Below are 20,207 nucleotides of genomic sequence, written 5' to 3' on the forward strand. Positions count from 1 at the left end.
ACGTCGGTGATGAAGATGCCCTGGGTGTTGCTGCCGGAATCCGTGTCGAAGGCGGTGAGCACGCCGAGCGGCGCGCCATGGGTTTCGTTGACGTTGATTTCGAGGAAGTTGTCGGGCGTGCCGATGCCGCCCTGTCCTTCCTTGCCGCCGATATTGTTGTTGCCGGCGACCAAGGTGATGTTGACACCGCTGACATCGGCGTCGACGTGTGGTCCAGAGTCGTTCAGCGAATCGATGATGCGGCGCGGCGAGTACAGCGTCACATCGCTGCTGGTCGACATAATGCGGCCGACGCGCAGGTCGCCTGTCTTCTCCTCGATCGTGACGAAGCCGTTGGTCAGGACGTCAATATGATGGGAATCCGTAGCCCCCGGTGCCGGGAACGGACCGCCGGTCAGGTCGGTAATCGCAAAGACGTTGATGATCGGATCGCTCGGCAGCGGATTGGCGGCCGTGACGACGATGTTGTTGCCGGCCGATATACCGGGATTGGTCGTCGGGTTCATCGGGTCGCCGTCACCCGGATGCGCGGTCGGGTCCTGCGTCTTGTCACGCAGCCGGAACTCGTAAGTGCTGCTGATCGTGCCGGTGCCGGTGCCGAACACGCCCATGTTCAGCGGGTCATTCGGATTGGCGTCGGGCGAGAAGTGCACAAACGACTTATAGAAAGTGCCGCTATGCGGGTGATCGTCGGTGACAATGATGCCACCCTGCGTACCCGACACGTTGGTCTGTAGCACCGTCGGCTCGAGCAACACATCGGCGTTGTTGCCGGCCTGGATCGAGTCGATGTCGACCTGGTAGGGCGTCGCCAGCCCGCTCTGGCGCACCAGGCTGCCGAGGGTGAGGTAGACGTCGTTCTTCGCCTTGGCGAAGAACTGCTCCTCGCCAACCTTGATGACCTGGCCCTGGAAGGTCTCGTCATGCGGCGCACTGCGCACGAGTTCGACCACCACCCGATGCGTCGCGTCGCCGATGCTGCCATTGTCCGCCAGCAGGCCGTGCAGGAAGTCGCCGGGCTGGAACGGCCACCACTGATTGCCCATAGTGTTGGTGCGGATGATGGCGTTGTCGTTGGTCGACTTGATGTTTCCGCCGGTATTGCGGATCCGGGTTTCGCCGATCGGGTTTTCGATCAGGCTCTGGGTCTGGTTCCAGGCATTGGCGAATGCCACGCCCTTGCTGGTGTCGCCGTCGAGCAGAACATCGCCGGTGCCGAAATTCTTGATGTCCACCAACGACGCCGTATAGGCGTGGTTGATCCAGAATTCCAACCCGGTGCCCGCACCACCGATGTTGGTGCTGTGGATGTCGACCTCACCGGGCGCACCGCGATTGATGACGTCGATCTCGTTGATGTCGAGGTTCTTGTTCGAGTTGTTGGTGATCAGCACCTGCTGGAAGTTCTCACGGAACTCGAATGTCGGCTTGGAACCGTGGACGTAATCGGGTGAACCGCCGGGCGCGTTGAACACTGCCTTGGCCCCGCCAGTGTTGGCGATCGGGTCGACCGAAATCGTCGCGCCCGCCTCGACGTAGCCGACCCCGTTCCCGCCATCGACGGTCACGTTGATCGCCTTGGTCACCTTGTTGTTGCTGTCGACGATCAACCAGGGGCTGGCGCCCTCATAGATGATCACGTCGGAGTTCCAGTCGATCGTATGGCTCTCCGAACCGCCGCCCGTACTGTCGACGAAACCGCCATTGGCCTCGACAAACAGCGCATCCGGGTCGGTGCTGCTCGGCGGGCCGGCGATGACGGTTGTGGAAGCCAGACCATGTACGGTCTCGCCGAGTGTCATGTTGTTGTGTTCATGGCCGTCGGACGGTCCGATGCCGATGAAGACCGAGTCGCTGTTGGCCCTGGCCTTGAAGTCGTTCTGGTCGGCCTTGATCGTGACGCCATAGATGCCGTCGATCACCGTTCCACCGCCGCCGATCGTGACGTCAACCGTGTCGGTTCCGTTGAGATCGGCCGGCGCGTTGGTGTCGCCAAACAGTCCACCCGCGAAGGCCTCGGCCGACACATAGAGATTTGCCGCCGGGACCGTCGGATTGTGGCGCGAGAACTGGGCTAGGATGGTCACGCTGTTGGCGTCGATGTTCGCACCGCTGCCTACCATGCCGTGAACGTCGCTGTTGGCGGTGATCTCTGCGGTGGAATTTGCAGAGCTGATCAATCCGCCGCCGTCGGAATGCGACTCATCGGTGATGTTGAAGTCATTGTCCGCGATCATCGAGAGGTCGCCGACCGCGATGATCTGGGTGCCGTTGCCGATCGCAACCGTGTTGTGATTGTTGAAATTGACGTCCGCTTCGGACGATCCAATGTGAATGAGACCGCCCGAGGCGTTGGCGGAATAGGCCGACAGGTTGGGCAGCGACTGGGTCGTGACATTGACGTTGCCGCCGGCGCTGACGAGGCTCGCCAGCAGTTTCGACGACACGGTGTAAGTCGCTTCGACATCGGCAGTGGGCTTGCTGATCTCGATGCCACCGCCGCTGCCGCCCTTGGCCGATGCCGACGACACCCCGTCTCCTGGCGGCGGGGAGATCGTCCGCAGCGAGATGTTGCCCGGCCCCAGCAGCTCCTGCGTGGTGCCGCTGCCGGCATCGGTCAGATCGATGCGCAGTTGCTGCTGTCCGCCCTGCGGGGTCAAGGCGACACCGGCCTTGAAGAACTGATGGGTGCCGCCGGCGCTGGCGGGAGCGGTGACATTGATGATGTTGTTGCCGGCCGCGTCCGAGGTCAGCTGCCAGCCGTTCGCGGTGAACTTGGTGTAGTACGTGACACCGTCCGTCAGCCCGCCGATCGTCTCACGCACCAGTTCCATCTGCGTGCTCGAGTCGACGCCGGACATATTCAGCGTGACGTCGTGCTCGGGGAAGTTATTGGGTGGATTAGACGGATCCGGCACGCCGCCGACGTCGTTCGGATTCGCCGCCAGTTTGATCACGTGGGTGTCGCTGGTGGTAATGACGTAGTAGGTGTTGCCGACGACGAGGCCGCCCACGTTGGTCCCGTTCGCGAGCGCATGGCCATTGGAATCGGCCGCTCGGAAGACGACCTGGTCGCCTTTCTGGAAGCCCGTGCCTGCCCCGACCAGAATGTCGTTTGCGCCCGGGGACGCAGTCGGCTTGTTGTTGTCACCGTTGTACTGAACGTTGACTGCGCCGGTCGAGAACACCACCGGAGTGGGCGCCCGGTAGGTGACGGCGGTGCCGCTACCGAACACCGACAGCGCTGCGATCGAGTTGTGCCCGGAATCCACGCCGCTCTGCGACACCGATTGCGGCCCCGCCTTGGCGTCGGTCAGATTGTCGTACAATTCGATGGTGAACGGATCGATAACGCGAACGTAGTAGTCTTTCGTCGTGGCGCTGCCCGGCAGAGTCTCGGTCAGACCGATATTGCCGCCGCCATTCGTGGTGTAGAGGACCGAATCGCCGGTCTGGAAATTGTGCGGGATCGAGAACCGGATCATGTTCCGGCCCTGATTGTCGACACCGCCTCCCGACGCGAATGGCGCCAGCGTATCGAGACCGCTGCCCTGGAACAGATCGCCCAGCACCAGATTGTTGGAATCCATCACGATGACGTTGTACTGCCGCGGGTTGGTCGACGGCCCCGACTGCAACGCCCCGTTCGCGGTCGAGATCGCCGTATTACCGTTCGGCAGGTAGGTGATGCTGTCCCCGGTCGACAGGCCATGGCTCGTGAACGTAATGACGTCGGTCGATGTGTTCACCGCGGTGATGAAATCGTTGAAGGTGCCACCGGAGTCGGATCGCGCCTCGGCGTCGACCGTCACGTTGCCGCCGGCGGTGATGCTGGAGCCGGTGTCGATCAGCGCGTTGACCGTTGGGTTGGAATTGACCCGTGCATAGGCGAAGCCGACATCAATGCCGCCGCCGCCGTAGTCCTTGGAAGTCGCATCGCCCTCGGCGCGGATGGACTGCGCAATCACCTTGACGTCGGTCGCGACATTCGCAGTCACGTTCTTGCCGATGACGGCCGTGATCGTCGGATTGACCGTCGCCACCGTCGATGCGCCGCGGCCTGCGCCGATGCCGCCACCCGACACAGTGCCGGTGATCGAGGCCGAGGTGGTGTCGTGCGCCTCGATGTCCAAGCTGCCGGCGTTGGTAATCTTCGTCCCGTCGCCGATCGCAGCCGACGTCGCATCGATCAGTGCAACCTCGGAAGTCATGATGCCGACCGAAATCGCACCACCGCTGCCGACGTCGGCCGCCGAGGTCGGCTGAGCCGCCGAGTCGGCCTTGATGGTGACCGCACCGGCGACGTTGATCGTCGACCCGCCGCCGACGAAGGCGTTGACTGCCCCCGTAACCACGGCGATCGCATCGACGCCGGCGCCAGCGGCAATGCCGATGCTGACAACGTCGGCCGTCGCACTGGCATCGCGATGCAGAGTATGCGCAGTAATCTGCAAGGTACCTGCGCTGATCTGCCCACCGGTGCCGATGAAGGCGTCCACCGCGCCGACGTCGGCATTGCTCAGCGACTGGCTGTCCGACATATGGGCCGCGCCTTGAATGGCGATCGCGTTGATGCCGGCAATCGCATCGCTTGCGCTGTTGTAGAGCTTGACCTTGTTGCTGTTGCCAACGAAGCCGACGAAATAGCGGCTGCCGTTGCTGAGGTCCTGGATGCTGTCACCGCCGCCATTGTCGTAGACCACCGCACTGCCGGTGGTCAGACCGATGGTGTTGCCGAGTTGGATTGTGTGGCCGACCGAGTCAACGGCATTGTGGTCGAACACCGTGGTGGCGCCGATCGCCGCCGTAGGCAGCATCGCTGCGATGCTGATGCCGCCGCCGGCGCCGCCCGTGGCGTCGGCATGGGCGGTGTCGTCGGCCACCGAGTCGATCAGGACTGTTGCGCTGCCCGTGAGGGCGCCGCCCCCGTTGTCAATGAACGCCTGGGTGTTGCGGGCAATGGTCGCGCTCGGCATCACCACCGCCACGCCCGCGAGGCCGACGCCGACGCCCTTGCCGGTGATCTCGGCGTCGCTGGTGTCGCTGGCCTTCAACGTGACCGGGCTATTGTGGCTGCTGCCGTCGACGATGGTGTCCGGTCCGATATAGGCTCGCGTGACGCCATCGATCTCGGCGGTCGGCAGCGCCAGCGCAAAGGCGATGCCGCCGGCACTCAATCCCTCTGACACCAGGACCGCCGTCTCATACGCGGTTGCTTCGACGTCCGCCGATCCGTTCAACTTGAAAGTCGACGAAGCCGCTGGATTCGATCCCGTGGCATTGCCGAGATAGGCTTCGACGGTACGGTTCATGACCGCGCGCGAGGCCGCGCCGGCGCCGCTGAATGCACCGATGCCTAGCACCTTGGTTTCGGGGGTCGCCGTGCTGTGGTCCAGCGCCTTGACCTGAAGTGCCCCGGTCACGTCGCCACTCGCCCCCACCGACGCGGCGGTAGTGCCGTTAACATTGGCGAACGCAGCCTCGAAGGTTAGCGAAATGGCACCACCGCTCAGGCCTCCGCCGGTCGCCTTGGCGTTGTTGGTCGAGGTCGCGTCGATATCCACCGCCGAGGTCCCGTCCTTGATCTTGCTGCCATTGCCGACGGATGCCCGTGTATCGCGGCTGACCGTGGCGTTGACCACCGCGCCCGAGGCGGCGATCGTGCCAACCGAGACCATGACGAGATTGCCGGTGGCAGCATTGTTCTCGTCGGTTGCGTCGACCTCCAATCCTGGCGTCGTGCCCACTCCGGATGACGTGATATCGGCATTCGAACCGATCGACGCCTGCGTCTTGCCGCCGACTGTCGACTCCGCGAGCATGCCGGTGGCCGAAATCCCGAAGGATACCGAAACGCCGATCAGTTCGGCATCGGAACTGATCTTGCTGGTATCTGCGATGACACTGACCGGACCGGTTGAGTTGATGAATGCCTTGTCGCCGATCGAGGCGACGACATTCGGCGTCACGGTGGTGAAGGCGAACGACGCATCGATGCTGGCAGCCGCACCGAAATCGAACATGTCGGAATTCACCGTGGCCTCGACGTCGGCCGTAGCGTGTACCGTGACCGCGCCGACGGTGCCGAACTCGCCGATGTTGGCGCTATCGCCTACACTGGCCGTGGTGTCGTGGTCTACCGTCAGATCGGTAAACACCACGCCGACGGCCACCGCCGCGGCGCCAATATGGCCCGTTGTCAGCGTGAATATGCGGGTCGCATCCGCATCTACGGTCACCGAGGCCGCATTATCGATCTCGGTCGAGTCGAACAGGCTGGCTTGCGTCGCGCTGTGATCGTTGACCACCGCGACCGCAGCACCCAGCGCAACCGCGCCGGCTGCGGCGTCGAGAGTCGTGACCTGAACGTTTTCGTTGAAGATCGCGTTGACCGAAACCGCGCCGCCGGCTGAGATCGTACCACCCAGTGCCGCCGTGACATTGTCGGCGACGTTGAGCACGGCGATCGCCGCACCAGCGCCGACCAGGCCGCCAGCCACCTGGCCGGACACGATGGTGATGGTGTCGATCTCGTTCGCCTTGACGCCGATGGCCCCGCCCGCGGTCAGCGAGGTTGCCGAATGGATGATCGCTGAAGTGCCGGGAGGCGCCGGGGTCTGGTTCTCGATGGCGCTGATGCTCGACTGAGTCGGCGCCTCCTCGTTGATGCCATGGATATGGCCGCCATTGCCTAACAGGGCTTCCTGCATGCCGGCGTTGACCCGGCTGTTGCTCGAATTGGCGTTCTGCTGAAGAACCTGGACCGCGCCCGCGCCCACCGATGAGAACTGGATTTGATTCTGGTTATTCAGAGCATCGCTGTAGCTGGTGTAGAAGGCGAAGTGGCCCCCCCCGGTATCGCGGACGTAATACTGCTGTCCATTGTGCAGGTTGCCAATGTCAGTGCCGCCGGTGCCGTGGAAATAGGTTACCAGGTCACCGGTCGACAGGCCGCTCGACGTGCCGAGATTCAGGGTGCTCGATGGCAACTCGACGGCTGATCCTGCGTCAAACCCGACACTATTCGTGAAATTCCCGATGCCGGTCGTCGCTGCCCCGGTGCCGCTCTGCGCCTGCGCCCCCGCATTCCTGTCGGCGCTGTCTTGCGCGCCGGTAAGGTACTGGTCGTCATTGCCCGACGACGTGAACTGGATCAGCCCCGTCGTGTGTAGCGTGTCGTTGGCGTGGGCGCTGGTGTCATAGAGCTGGATGACACCGTTGCCGAGATCGCGCACGAAGGCGTGGTTGCCCTCATGCAGGCTGCCGAGATCTTGACCGCTGCCGCTGTGATAAACCACTTCGGCCCCGGTCGGGAAGGCCTTCTGATCGTTGCCAAAATTGATGTTGCTGTTGGCGCCGGTGGTGACGTTGCCGGTCTGGAACGAATGGGTGGTTGCCTGGGTCGCACTGGCAGTGCTGACGAGATATTGATTGTCGTTGCCGGATGAGGAGAACAGCAACTGGCCAACGCTGGAATTCGTATCCACGGCGTGGGCATAGGTATCGAACAGTTCGATCTTTCCGCTGCCGAGATTGCGAACGAAGGCGTGTTTGCCGTCGATCAGCTGGGCACTCAGATCGGTGCCGCCGCCGTCGTGATAGATGACCTCGGTGCCGGTCGAGAATGCGTCGTTGTCGCTGCCGTAGTCGATCGTGCTGTTGGCGGTGCTGACGGTACTGGCCGCGAACTGATGGTGAGCTTGGTCGTTATAGGTCGAATCGATCTTCTGCCCGATCGACCACACACTGACCGCGCCGCCGACGCCGACAAATCCGCCGGCGCCGCTGATGTCAAAGCCGGTGACATTCTTGATATTGACAGCGTTGACCTCGATGTCGGCCTTGGCCTTGAGCTGCGCGCCGCCATCGACCTCGGCCTTGGTATTGTTATTGAGCGTTCCGACGTCAACCGCGCCGGCCACGCCGACGAAGCCGGCACCAACGCCAACGATATAGGTCTGGATGCCGACCTTGTCGCCTGCATCGACATAGACGCTCTGGTCCGCATTGGCCTGCGCCTGATGCAGCGTATCGACCAGCGCATTGGCGTTGACGACGGCGTCGGTCTCGACATTGACCAAGGTCACGCCAACCGCGCCGGAGACGCCGACATAGCCGGCACCGGCCGCGGCCACGATGTGCAGGATATTCTCTTGCGATGTTGCCTGCACCAGAACGCCATGGGCGTTGAAATGCGAGGCACCAGTCGATGTCGTTTCAAAATCGCTGGAAGCGATGTTGCCGTCCAAGAGGTCGCCGCGCCCGCCGCTGTTGCCCAACGCATCGACTTGCGCCGACGCACCGATCGTCGCCTCGGTGTCCTTGGTCACCAGCATCACACCGACCGAGCCACCGATGCCGACCGAGGCACCGGCGCCGACCGCGCCGGACAATTCGAAGATGTCGGTCTTGTCGTTGGCGAAAACATCGACATCGCCGCCGGCGTAGACCTTGGCGGAATCGCCGATCGAAGCCTTGACCTGGTTGTTGATGCTGAGCACGTCGACGGCGCCGCCGACCCCGACCCCGCCCGCGGCGACGCCAAAGCCGACCATCACGACGTCTTCCTTGCCACCGGCGACGACCTCGATGTCGCTCAAGGCATTGACGGTCGCACTGGTATCGACATAGGCCTTGGTGGTATCACCGATGACGTTGACGCCGACCGCTGGCGCCACACCCACGCCGCCGACGCCGACGCCGCCCGCAACCGCCAGATGGTAGAAATCATCGCCTGCGCCGACCAGCACCGATTGGCTGGTGGAGGCGCTGGTCGTATCGCTATTGACCTTGGCGTGGTCGCCGACATAGGCCTGCGTCGTCGCGTTGACGACATCGACCCCGGCCGACACCGCAACACCCACGGTCCCGCCGCCGACGGCGAAGGTAAAGGTGCGAATCTCGTCCTGGTTGGTCGCGGCGATCGCGACACCGTGGAAATTGCCCTGGGTGTCGAGCGAGGTGACGCGCGTGCCGCTCAGCGACGGATCCTTGCTGTTGACATCGTCCCCGCCGTTCTTGCTGAGGTCCATGCTACCGACATGCGGCGTATGAACCGCGCCCTTGGCGCGGAGCGCCTGGCGGTCACTCGGATTGGACAGCTGGTTCCGGTCGATTCCGCTGGTCTCGATGCCCTGCCCGGTCGGATCGTTGACGTTGAACGGATTGTTGGCCGCTCCTGCGGGCGGAATGTTGATGATGCCGGTATTGACGGTCAGGCCAGTGCCATTCTTGCCGTCACCCGTGACGAGGGCACCCGAGCCGATGAACGCTTCGGTATCCTTGGAGTAGACGTCGACCCCGGCGGCGGCGCCGACGCCGGCCTCACCGCCCACCGCCACCACCGCGACGATCTCGTTGATGTTGCTGACGTCGTTGGCCGACACCACGACGCTGCCGGTGGCATGGACGTTGCCAGCACCGGCACCTGACGCGTTGTTCGGGTCATCACCAATAAAGGCGCGCGTCGTGAGGTCGAACACGTGAACGTCGGCGTTGGCGGCAACGCCCGCCGTCCCGCCAACACCGATGCCGGCGGAAACCGAAACCAGGTCTTCGCTCGACTCGGCCTTGACGACGATATTGTTATCAACCGTCGCGATGACGCCAGAGTCGATGAAGGCGTTGGTGCTCTTGGTGATGACGCCGACATCGGCGCCCACACCAACACCTACCTCACCACTGGCCCCGATGGAACCCGCGACGGAGATGATGCCGCCGCTCGGCTCGGTGTCCGAGGGGTCGGCGTTCGGACCTGTGAAATCGCTGGCAGTCACCAGCAGGTCGCCGCCGCCGGTTACTTTAATATTGGAGCTGTGGCCGATATCGGCAGTCGTTGCCTCGTTCAACACCTCAACCGCAGCGGATCCCGCCACCCCGGCAGAGCCGCCGCCGCCAGCGACGCCAGCGGCAATCGCGATGATGTCCTCGTTGGCCCGTGCCGTTACGCTCATGATGCCGGCCGACGTCACCGTCGCATTCGGTCCGACATAGGCCGTCGTCGTGGCACCGTGCACCAGCGTGGTATTCGCAACACCGATCGCCGAACCGTTGACGCTGATGCCGACACCCCCGGCGATCATCGTGGTCTGGAAGGCGCTGGTTGCCTTCACGGTCACGCCGCCGCCATTGGCGTGCACGGTCGCGGAGTCGCCGATATAGGCCTCTGTCGTTGGATGGATATCGGCGATCGCAGCCGACAGAACCAGCGCTATCGAATCACCCGAGCCGGCCGTGCCGGCGACCGACAGCATGGTCTCGGATGAGTCCGCCGTCACGCTGACGGCACCTCCCGAGGACACCGTTGCGCCACCATCGATAAAGGCCTTGGTCGATTTGTTCAGGATCTCGACGTCAAGACCGATGCCGAGGCCCGCCGAGCCGCTGAGCGAGATGCCGAAGGCACCAGCGATGCTGGTGATCTTGGTTTCGTTGACCGCCTTGACGCTGACATCGCCGCTCGGCGTATAGAGGCCCGCCTGATTGATCTTGCCGCCACCGATATGGGCGTCGACATCGACGTTGAAGTCATTGACGATGAACGAGCCGCCGATCGCGGAGCCACCCTTCGAGCCAGAACCGGCGACTGCCAGCGACGTCACCTCCGGCTTCACCACGTCGGGGATTTTCGGAACGTCGAGCTTGGTCGGCAGCAGGTGCGCATCGGCCTCGACCATGATGGCGCCGGCCGCATCGGCGTCACCGCCTATGAATGCCGTCGTCGATGCGTGCAACACCGTCACGTCGACGGTGGCGCCGAATCCAGTGCCATCCTTGGAAACCGCTGCGGCCGCCGCCAGGGTCTGGGGATCGAGATTCTCGTTCGCCGTCAGGTTCACCGTGCCGCTCGACTCGATGTGCGAGCCCGCGGCCGTCGAGGCTTCGGTGTCGAATTGATTGACGATGTTGATGCCGACCGACCCCGCGAAGGAGCCGACCGCGTTGTTGCCGGTCGTCGCCGCGACAGCCGCACCCCAGGCAATGAAATCGTCAGTGGTCCCGTTGGGGGTGATTGCCTGAATGGTGACGCCGCTGCCCTTGATCAACGACGCACCGGTTACCCGCGCTTTGTTGGTGGCACTGACCACATTGACCGATACGCCGGCGGCGATCTGGACGTCGGCATCCGTGGCGAGTGCCGCGCCGACGCCCTTGGCGATGGCACGGTTCTGGGCCTGCGCCGAAATCGTCACCGCCTTGTTCGTCGCGGTGACGCCGGCGCCATGGCTGATCGTCGCGCTGTTGTTCGAGGTCAGCGCATTGACCGAAACCGCGGCGGCTAGCCCGATGCCGCTGGCATCGCTGGCGCCGCCTTCCTTCGAGTTCTTGCCCTGCGCGTCGCCGGTGCTGTTGCTGGCCGAAGGCAGTGACTGGCCGCTGGTATTGGAGTTGCCCCCATTCACCTGCTTGTTGGCCTGCCCGTCGGCATTCCCGCCGGAATCGTTGGAATCGGCGCCCTTGACCGTGGCGGTGGCTTCCGCGTCACTGGTCACGGCGGCGGTCGAGGTCAGCGTGAAAGCGCCGCCCGAAGTGGTGATCGTGCGTGCCAATTCGGCACTGACATTCTCCGCCACCACGGCGACCGAAACCGACGCGCCGAGCCCGACGCTTTTGCCGGCCGCATCGCCATCCGATTCGGTCTTGAAGTCAGTGGTTTGCGACGCCGTGATCGACACGTCGCCGGCGGCGCTGATGCCGTTGCCGCCCAGCGCATCGGTGCCAACGTAGGCGGTCGTCGTATCGTGTGCGACGATCACCGCAGCCCCGATTCCAATGGCAGCGCCGCCGCTGGACTTGGCAGCATTCTCGCCATGGGTGAATGCGGAATCCGTTGCCGTCGCCGCGACCGTGAATTGACCGGCCGAGCCGGTCCATCCCGTGCCGTCAATGATCGTGGCGTTGACGGTGTTGGTCATAACGTTGACACCGGCTGAACCGCCGATGCCCGCCTTGTCGCCGTCCGACTCGCCGTGAGGCTTGGCGGTGGCGAGGTTTGCCTCATTGGCGGTCGCGATGATCGACACGTCACCGCCAATCTTGAGCGCTGCGCCGCTCGGTCCAACCGGATCGGCATGACCGACCGATGTCGGGCTCAGGCCAATCACCGCCTCGGTCTTGTTGTCGACGACATTGACCGCCACCGAAATCCCGATCCCGGCATCGGCGCCAGCCGCACCCGAGGTCGCGTCGGCACGGGACGAGTCTGCGAGATCATGCAGCACCTGGTTGTCGTTGCCGGCGCCGCTCAGCGCGATCGCCTTGCCGCTATAGGCGTCGCCGCGCGATGCCGCGAGTTGGTAGTGTCCATTGCCGAGGTCGATCGCGTAGTAGGTCGTCCCGCCGGTGCCGTCGAGACCGCCGATCGCGGCTCCGCCCTTGGCGTCGTAGGTGACGGGATCGCCGGCGCGCAACTGGCTGCCACCGAGATTGAGCAAGGTTACGGTCGCGCCGCCACTAGCGCCTTCATCGAATTTAGCGTCAGAGAACAGGTTCGGAATATCGACGTTTTGGAACGTGATGATCGGCGCGAACCGCTGCGTCCCCTTGCCCTGCGACGTCAGCTTGACCAGGCCGGTATCACCACCCGCCTCGGCATCGGCCTTGTTGGTGTTGTAAAGACGTATCGTGCCGTCGCCGTTGACATGGACGAAGTAGGTCGTGCCGGTCGACAGGCCGCCGATGTCGTTGGTGAGAGGGTTGTCGCTGAAATATTGAACCTTGTCGCCGCTCTTGGGACCGAAATCCTTTCCGACGAAGATCGAATTGCGCTGGAACAGCGATGCGCTCGGGTCGTCATCCGTAGACACGAGATTGGCCGCCGCGGTGCCGGCGGCACTGAACTTGAACGGATTTGCGCTATCGGGCGAGCCGTTGACATATTTAAGGAACTGCTGGGTGCCGGTGCCGGCCCCGGTCAATTTGTTGAAGTTGGCGCTGCCGAGTTCGGCGTCGATTAACCCGTTGTCATTGCCGCTGCCGTCGCCGTAGAAGCGGACGGTGCCGTCGCCCGCGACGTTGACAAAGTAGCTCTTGCCGTCGGTTAGCCCGGTGATCGCAGTGTTGTTCGCGCTGTTGGGATCCGCCTGGTATTTCACCTCGTCTCCGGTCTTCAGACCGGAATTGAAGCCGAGATAGATCGAATCCTTCTGGAACGTCGGGTCGGTCGAGCTGTCCAATGCGACGACGTTGGGCGTCCCGATCACCGGTGCCTTGACCACACGGTCGGTCATGGTCGCTCGACGTCGAGGCCGCCGCCTGTAATCACCGTGTTATTGCCGATGAACCCTTGATTGGTGATTTCGTTGCGGTTGACCGCAACCGCGACACCGACCCCGGTGCCGCCGCTACTGGCCGAGGCGTCCGCCACCGCGTGGCCGTCGGAATTGTTGCTGGACTTGGCGGCGACCATGTTGGTCGCGGTAACGTGGATGCCATCGGGAATCGACGCCACCGAGGACGCATTCTCAAGATTGATTGCGATCGCGCCGGCGACGCTCACGCCGCCATCGCCGCTGGTGGCCGACGGCGAGGATGCGTTCTTGGTGCTGTCACTCTTCTTCGCGCCATCGTTTTTCGCGGCGCCGGCGGCGAAGCCCTGCTGCGCGTTCTTTTTGTCGTCGGCGGATGTGGTGTCGCCACCATCTCCTGGATTTTCGCTCTTCTTCTGGCCGCCTTTGACGCTTGCCTTCGCGGTACTTTCGCTGCCCGAGAACGCGCTCGACACGAACGAGGCGACGCCCCCGGTGGTCAACCATTGCTTGGTCGTTGACGTCGAATCATCGTTCACAATCGACAGCGCGAGCGAAACGCCGATCCCGGTGTTGGCGTCGGTATTGCCGCTTGCGGTGGTGGATACGGTGTCGGTGAGCGTCGAGCTCGCCTTGAGATCGCCGCCAACCATAAGCCCGGTGCCGATGCCGATCGTCGTATAGGCGTCGTTGTTTGCGGCGGAAATCGCCACCACCGGCGTCAAGCCAGTGCCGGAACTCGCCGTGGCGCCGTTCTGCGCAAAGGTCGTCATGCCGTGCGCCGACGTCGCGTTCAGCGACAAATTCTTGGCGCCGGTCAGCGTCGCATTGTCGCCGATATAGGCCGCTGTCGTATCCTCGCTGTAATCGACCGCCACGGAGGCGCCGACCCCGAGCTTGCCGCCGGTGGCACCACCGTCAACCGGCACCGCCTTGGCGAACTCCTTGATATTGGCATCGGCCTCGATGAGGACATTGGGGCTGCCGGTCAGCGTCACGCTGGCGGCATTGTCGACATAGGCCTCGTTCTCGCCAATGATGACGTTGATCGCGAACGCGCCGGCGACGCCATTGTCTTTCGAGCTGACGCCGGCGACCGCAATGGCGTTGAAGCTGCTCTGGGCAAGCGAACCCGGATCGGGCACGCCGTTGTTGAGCGCCCCCACGGCCACCGTCAGCGACCCGGCGGTGATGCTGCTCGATCCGCCGACAAACGCTGTATTATCGCGCTCGTCGGCGATATTGATCGCGACCGCGACCCCGACGCCGGTCGACGTGGTATTGTTGGTGAAACTGGCATCCGCCGCGGTCGTCACGACATCTACCGGGGTCGCCAGAATCATGACGCCGCCGCCGCCCGCGTTGATCGTGCTGCCGACCAGCGAGGCCGAGGTCTTGCCGTTGTCGACCGTGACCGCGACCGCCCCGGCGATGTTGATCGAGCCGTCGCTGGTCGCCGCCTTGTTGTTGCTGAGCGCGGTTTCGCTTGCGTTCTTGTCGCCGATGCTGGAGTCCGACCCCTGGCCCGAGGCATCGGCCGTCGTCGTGATCGTGCGGCTCGACGACGAGGCCAGCGTCACCGCGCTGCCGTCGATCTCGGCGCCGCCGGTCACCGACGCCGTCGTATCGCCAAGGACGACCGCAACCGCAACGCCAGCGCCGGCCGTGCCGCCGGTGCTGGCGTCGCCCTTCACCGTCATCGGCAATGTGCTGCTGGCGGTCAGCGTCGTCGCGCCGGTCGCGTTCAGCTTGGCGCTGTCCGAAACGTCCAGTGTGGCGCCGGCGTTGAACACCGAGACCGCGACCGCGCCGTCCAACTTGGTATCAGAATTGCCCTTCGAGGTTGCCGCAACATCGAACTTGGTGAAATTCGTCGTCGCGGTGGCGTCGATCTTGCCGCCCGCGGTCAGCAATGTGCCGAGACCGTGGATCGTCACGTTGGGATCGGCCTTTCCGGCGGTAACGGCAATCGTCACTGCCCGGCTCGCGTTGGCCGTGTTGGTCTCGATACTACCGTCGACCGAGGACAGGATCTTGATGTCACCACTCGTCGCGCTCAGCTGCGATCCGCCACCAATGTCGATCGTGGCGTGCGAGAAACTGGTGACCAGGGACACGCCGGTTTCGTTGGTGAGATTGCCGAGGTTGCTGTTGATGAAGCCGACAATGGAGGCATCGCTGATGGAACTGGTGTCGCCGGTATGCGAGCCATCGCCGTCGGTCGGACTGACAGTGACGGTCGAGTCGCTGGTCAGGGTCAGGTTGTGGCTGGCGGTCAGCGTGGCACCGCTCAGGGTAATCCCGGTATCGGCATTGGCCAGAAGACCCGCGCCGGCATCAGCGTTCCCCGCGGTATCCTTCGACTCCAGGGTCAAATCGCCGGTGACGTTAACGGAGGCGCTCGACGTGATATGCGAATTGGTGGTGACGGCAAGGTTGTAGCCGACGTACCCGCTCCCGGCCTCCCGGTTCTCGAGCGTGACGGTGTCTCCGTTGAAGCGTTGGTCGCCGCCATCGAACGAAATCGTCAGGGTGTGCCCGGCCCCAATGGTGCCGTCGAGCGTCGAAAGCATATCAACGTCGATGCGAATGATATCCTGGATGAAATCCCCTGTCGGCGACCGCGCGATGCTGACCGTGTTGTCGCCTGAGCCGAGCGCCTTGCTGCCTTCCGAAGCATTTGTCGCAGTATCGACCAGAGTGAGCGTATTGCCGACCGCCTTGAGCGTGAAATCATGAACGCTGAGCGACGAGTAGGAAATGTCGGCCGACAGCAGAAGACGTGGCTCCATGGCTTCCAGCGTGAAGGTCTGCCGCCGCGGCTGGGCCACCGGGCGCGATGCACCGCCCCGCCTGGGCTTCCTTTTGTATCGTTCGGGAAATAATTCGCGCACGACCTTGTCGAGCAGCGATTCGAACGGGGAGCGCTTAGAGGCTTCCTTGTTCCAGCGCCAATGAATACCCATTGGAATGCTCCATTTGGAAATGGACTTGACGGCGCAGAAAGAAACTCACGCAACGACAACCCCTGGGCAAATACACGTCCGGGGGAAACGACTTAGTGACTGACTGATTCCAGGAGATCGCCTCTGATTTTGAGGCTGTCCGATTCAACGTACGGCTGATGTCGGGATGAAAACCCGAGATCGGAAAAACTGAGAAAAACATTCATAGCAGCGCCCTCTACGAACAACGAGCCGGCGGCTTTCAAATTTACTAAAAGTAGCAAAGCATAGAGTAGGACTAGCAACACGAGGCAACAAAACTATGACACGTCGCCTTCGCGTCCACAAGCACCGTTGCGCTCATCGAATTTTTTTCGCGCCAGTGAGAGGCAGTTCACACTCGAATTCACCCGAGCAAGACAGACGCACGGCAAGAGAGCCAGCTCGTCAGCAACGTGTCGCCGCTACTGCAGGTTTTAGAAGTTACTGTCGATCATTTGATTTTCTTGAAGTTCTCGATTGATCAAAGCGCTCAGTGACTCGTGATCACACAGTCACAACAGGTGCATGCGCGAAGTCTTCGGTTCCGGTACGACCCGCGATCGCAGCGGGGATCAGCGCATCTAGCGCAACCGCCGTTGTCACCCTCATCTCGGACGGCGCGCTGATCGAGCCCGACCGCTGACTATTTCCTGCGCGACGCCAGGATCTTCTCGGCGGCGCGAAGATGCGGCTTGTCCAGCATCTTGCCATCCATCTTGGCGACCCCCGATGGATTATCGGCGAACGCGGCGATCACCCGCTCCGACCAAGCGATCTCCTCGTCGGTCGGCATGAAGGCCGCGTTGACGACATCGACGTGCTTGGGATGGATCACGGCCTTGGCGAGGAAGCCGTCCTGCCGCGCAGCGATCGCCTCCGCCTTCAGCGCGTCGAGATCGTTGATGTCGGTGGCGATGGTGTCGATCGCGACGACGCCGGCCGCGGCCGCGCCGACCAGGCAGAGATCGCGGGCAAGAATAAACGGCGAGTGATAGCGGCCATCGGTGCGGTTGCGGGTCGCACCGAGCGAAGCAGCCAGGTCTTCCGCGCCCCACATCATACCCCAGAGCCGCGGGCTCATGTTCTCGAAATCGAGGATCTTGAGAACCGCCCGCGCCGTCTCGGTCGCGACCGTGACGATCCGCGTGGTGCCCTGCTCGATGCTGGAGGCAGCCTCGAACGCATCGAGATAGAGCGCGAGCTTGTTGACGTCGGCGGCGCCGGCGCATTTCGGCAGCACGATGCCATCGGGCTTCCCGGGCATCACGGCGGCGAGGTCGCCGAGCGTCAGACCGGTGTCGAGCGCGTTGACCCGGATATAGAGCTTCTGCTCCGGATTGCGCGCATCGAGCATCTGCCGCGTGATTCCGCGCGCAACCACCTTCTGGTCCGGCGCGATGGAATCCTCGAGGTCGAGGATTAATGCATCGGCCGCGGTCTTCTTGGCGCTTTCATATTTCCGGGTGCTGTCGCCGGGAACGAACAGGAACGATCGCATCATCTACGCCTTCGGCTTGCAGTGCATTAGGCCGGTGCGGCGGCAGCTCGCCACCACCTCACCCCGCTGATTGGTCATGGTGTGCTCGAACTCGACGATGCCCTGGGTCGGCCGCGACTTGCTGGCGCGCTTGCCGATGATCTTGGTATGCGCTTTCAAGGTATCGCCGTGAAAGACCGGCTTCGGAAACTTGACGTCGGTCATGCCGAGATTGCCTACCGTGGTTCCCAGGGTCGTGTCGTACACGCTCATGCCGATCATGATGCCAAGCGTATAGAGGCTGTTGAACAGCCGCTGGCCGAACTCGGTCTTCTCTGAGAAATGCGCATCGAGGTGCAGCGGCTGCGGATTCATGGTCAGGAGGCTGAACATGGTGTTGTCCATCTCCGTCACGGTCCGGCTGAACTCGTGATGGAATTCCCGCCCGACCTCGAACTCTTCGAAATACAATCCAGCCATCTATCGTCCCTTGTAGTTGGGCGCCCGCTTCTCGACGAACGCATTCAACCCTTCCTGGCAATCTTCTGTCGAGGCGACCACCACGAAACTTTCCGCCGTGTTCTCCACCGAGCGGCGGAAATCGGCATCGACCGCGCGCATGAAGGCATCGCGGCCGATCTTCATCACGATCGGCGATTTCGCCGCTAGCTTGCGCGCGATCTCGCGGGCCCGCTCCAGTGCCGTGCCCTTCGGCACCACTTCGCTGAGCAGCCCCATGCGAAAGGCGGTTACGGCATCGAAGGGCTCGCCGAGGAACAGCGGGCCGAACGCCTGGTGCTTGCCGACCAGCCGCGGCAGCTGCACGAAGTGGATCGCCGGGATCAGGCCGACATCGATCTCGGGATAGCCGAAGGTCGAGCTGTCGCCCGCAACGATCATGTCGCAGGAGATCGCGATCGTCATGCCGCCGGCGCGCACCGCGCCGTCGATCGCGGCAATGGTCGGCTTGCCCATGCGGTACTGCGTATCGTTCAGCGCGAAATACAGCCGCTCGAGGAATGTTTTGGTCTCGATCGCGGGCTTGCCCCTGACGATGTCGAGGTCGAGGCCGGCGCAAAACACCTTGTGAGCACTGCTGATGATGACGGCGCGCACCGCCTCATCATCGCGCGCCTTCGCCAGCGCCGCCAGCAACGCATCGATCAAGGGAATGCTGAGCGCATTGACCGGCGCGCGATCCAGCACGATCTCCGCGATCTGGTCGCTGACCGAGTAACGAACGAGTTCCGTGCTCATGATGTCTTGACTCCTGTCATCGCTTGGCTTGCCGCACCGCGCCCGACAGCAAGAAGCCGTCGATTTCGGCAGGACCAAATCCAGCCTCTGTCAGTATCCTCTGGCTATCCTGCCCGACATCCGGCGCGGGGCACAGGTGATCCTCGGACACGCTCGCGATCCCTGGCGTCCGCGGCGAATAGACCGCGCCGACGCCCGGCGTATCCTGACGGACCGACGCCCTGGTCGCCTCGACATGAGGGTTGTGCAGCCATTCGCCGGGATTGAGGATCCGTTCCGCGATGATATCGGCCGCGTGCAGCGCCGTAAGCCAGGCATCCGTCGGCTGAGTCAGGAACACCTCGCGCAGCTGCGGGATCAGCGTATCGGCCGCGTCGGCGCGCCGGGCAAAGTCGGCGAAGCGCGGATCGGTGGCGAGATCCTCGCGCGCGATTGCATTGCACAACCGTTTGTATTGCGGCTCGTTCACCAATGTCACCATCATCCAGCCGTCCTGCGTCTGGTAGGTGCCGGCCGGCACATTGAGCGCGCGCGGCGCACCGCCCTCCAGGATGAACTCGGCGACCTTGTGCCCGAGCAGCGCCGACGTCGACTGGCAGAGATTGACGTCGATCCAGCGGCCGGTGCCGACGGTCGCGCGCGCGAAAAGCGTCGTCGCGATGGCCTGGAACGCGTAGACGCCGGTGACCACGTCGGAGATCGTGGTGCCGACCCGGTGCGGCACACCATCGGTACCGATATTGACCGAGACCAGCCCCGAGAACGCCTGCGCCACCGAGTCCGAGCCCGGCCGCTTTGAGTACGGCCCGCTCTGCCCGAAGCCGCTGACCGAGAGATAGACGAGGCCGGGATTGTCACGCGACAGGCCCTCATAGCCAAGCCCGAGCCGCTCGGCGACACCAGGACGGAATCCTTCAATCAGCACGTCGGCCTCGCGCGCCAGGCGCTGCGCGATCGCGATGCCGTCCTCGTGCTTCATGTCGAGGCAGAGACTGCGCTTGCCGCGGTTGTAGACCGCTGACAAGGTCGTGTGATTGCCATAAGTCGTGCCGAGATAGCGCGACCAATCGCCCTCGGGCGGCTCCACCTTGATGACGTCGGCGCCATAGACCCCGAGCAGCATCGCGCAATAGGGCGAGGCGATCCCCTGCCCGAAATCGAGCACTTTCAGCCCGCGATACGGCGCCTCGTGCGTCGGCGTCAGCCTGCGTTCGCCAGCCATTTGTCCTCCCCGTTAGT

The 20,207-nt window shown here is 63.3% G+C and carries 6 protein-coding genes (1 of these 6 cut by a window edge); all 6 read right to left on the reverse strand.

The features are described 5' to 3' along the window. Positions 1–13,229, reverse strand: partial view of a hypothetical protein gene (locus AKN84_RS02290; protein WP_050419167.1) — the 5' end (the start) only. 14,026 nt of this gene lie to the left of the window's left edge; 13,229 of the gene's 27,255 nt are visible here — the first part of the coding sequence; it begins with the start codon at positions 13,227–13,229; the stop codon falls past the left edge of the window. Further along, on the reverse strand, positions 13,226–16,213 hold the full coding sequence (locus AKN84_RS02295; RefSeq protein WP_050419168.1) for an LEPR-XLL domain-containing protein: 2,988 nt from the start codon (positions 16,211–16,213) through the stop codon (positions 13,226–13,228). The genes AKN84_RS02290 and AKN84_RS02295 overlap by 4 nt, the downstream gene beginning before the upstream one ends. A 664-nt stretch (positions 16,214–16,877) precedes the next feature. Next, complete coding sequence (locus tag AKN84_RS02300; RefSeq protein ID WP_050419322.1) at positions 16,878–17,732, reverse strand: HpcH/HpaI aldolase/citrate lyase family protein; 855 nt, start codon at positions 17,730–17,732, stop codon at positions 16,878–16,880. Between the two features lie 3 nt (positions 17,733–17,735). Further along, positions 17,736–18,191, reverse strand: a complete 456-nt coding sequence (locus AKN84_RS02305) for a MaoC family dehydratase (RefSeq protein ID WP_024582047.1) — start codon at positions 18,189–18,191, stop codon at positions 17,736–17,738. Next, entirely contained in the window at positions 18,192–18,968 is a 777-nt protein-coding gene (locus tag AKN84_RS02310; RefSeq protein ID WP_050419169.1) for an enoyl-CoA hydratase/isomerase family protein, read from the reverse strand. A gap of 16 nt (positions 18,969–18,984) precedes the next feature. Continuing rightward, entirely contained in the window at positions 18,985–20,190 is a 1,206-nt protein-coding gene (locus tag AKN84_RS02315) for a CaiB/BaiF CoA transferase family protein (RefSeq protein ID WP_050419170.1), read from the reverse strand. Positions 20,191–20,207: the final 17 nt, after the last annotated feature.

Source organism: Bradyrhizobium tropiciagri (genome assembly GCF_001189845.1).
GTDB lineage: Bacteria > Pseudomonadota > Alphaproteobacteria > Rhizobiales > Xanthobacteraceae > Bradyrhizobium > Bradyrhizobium tropiciagri.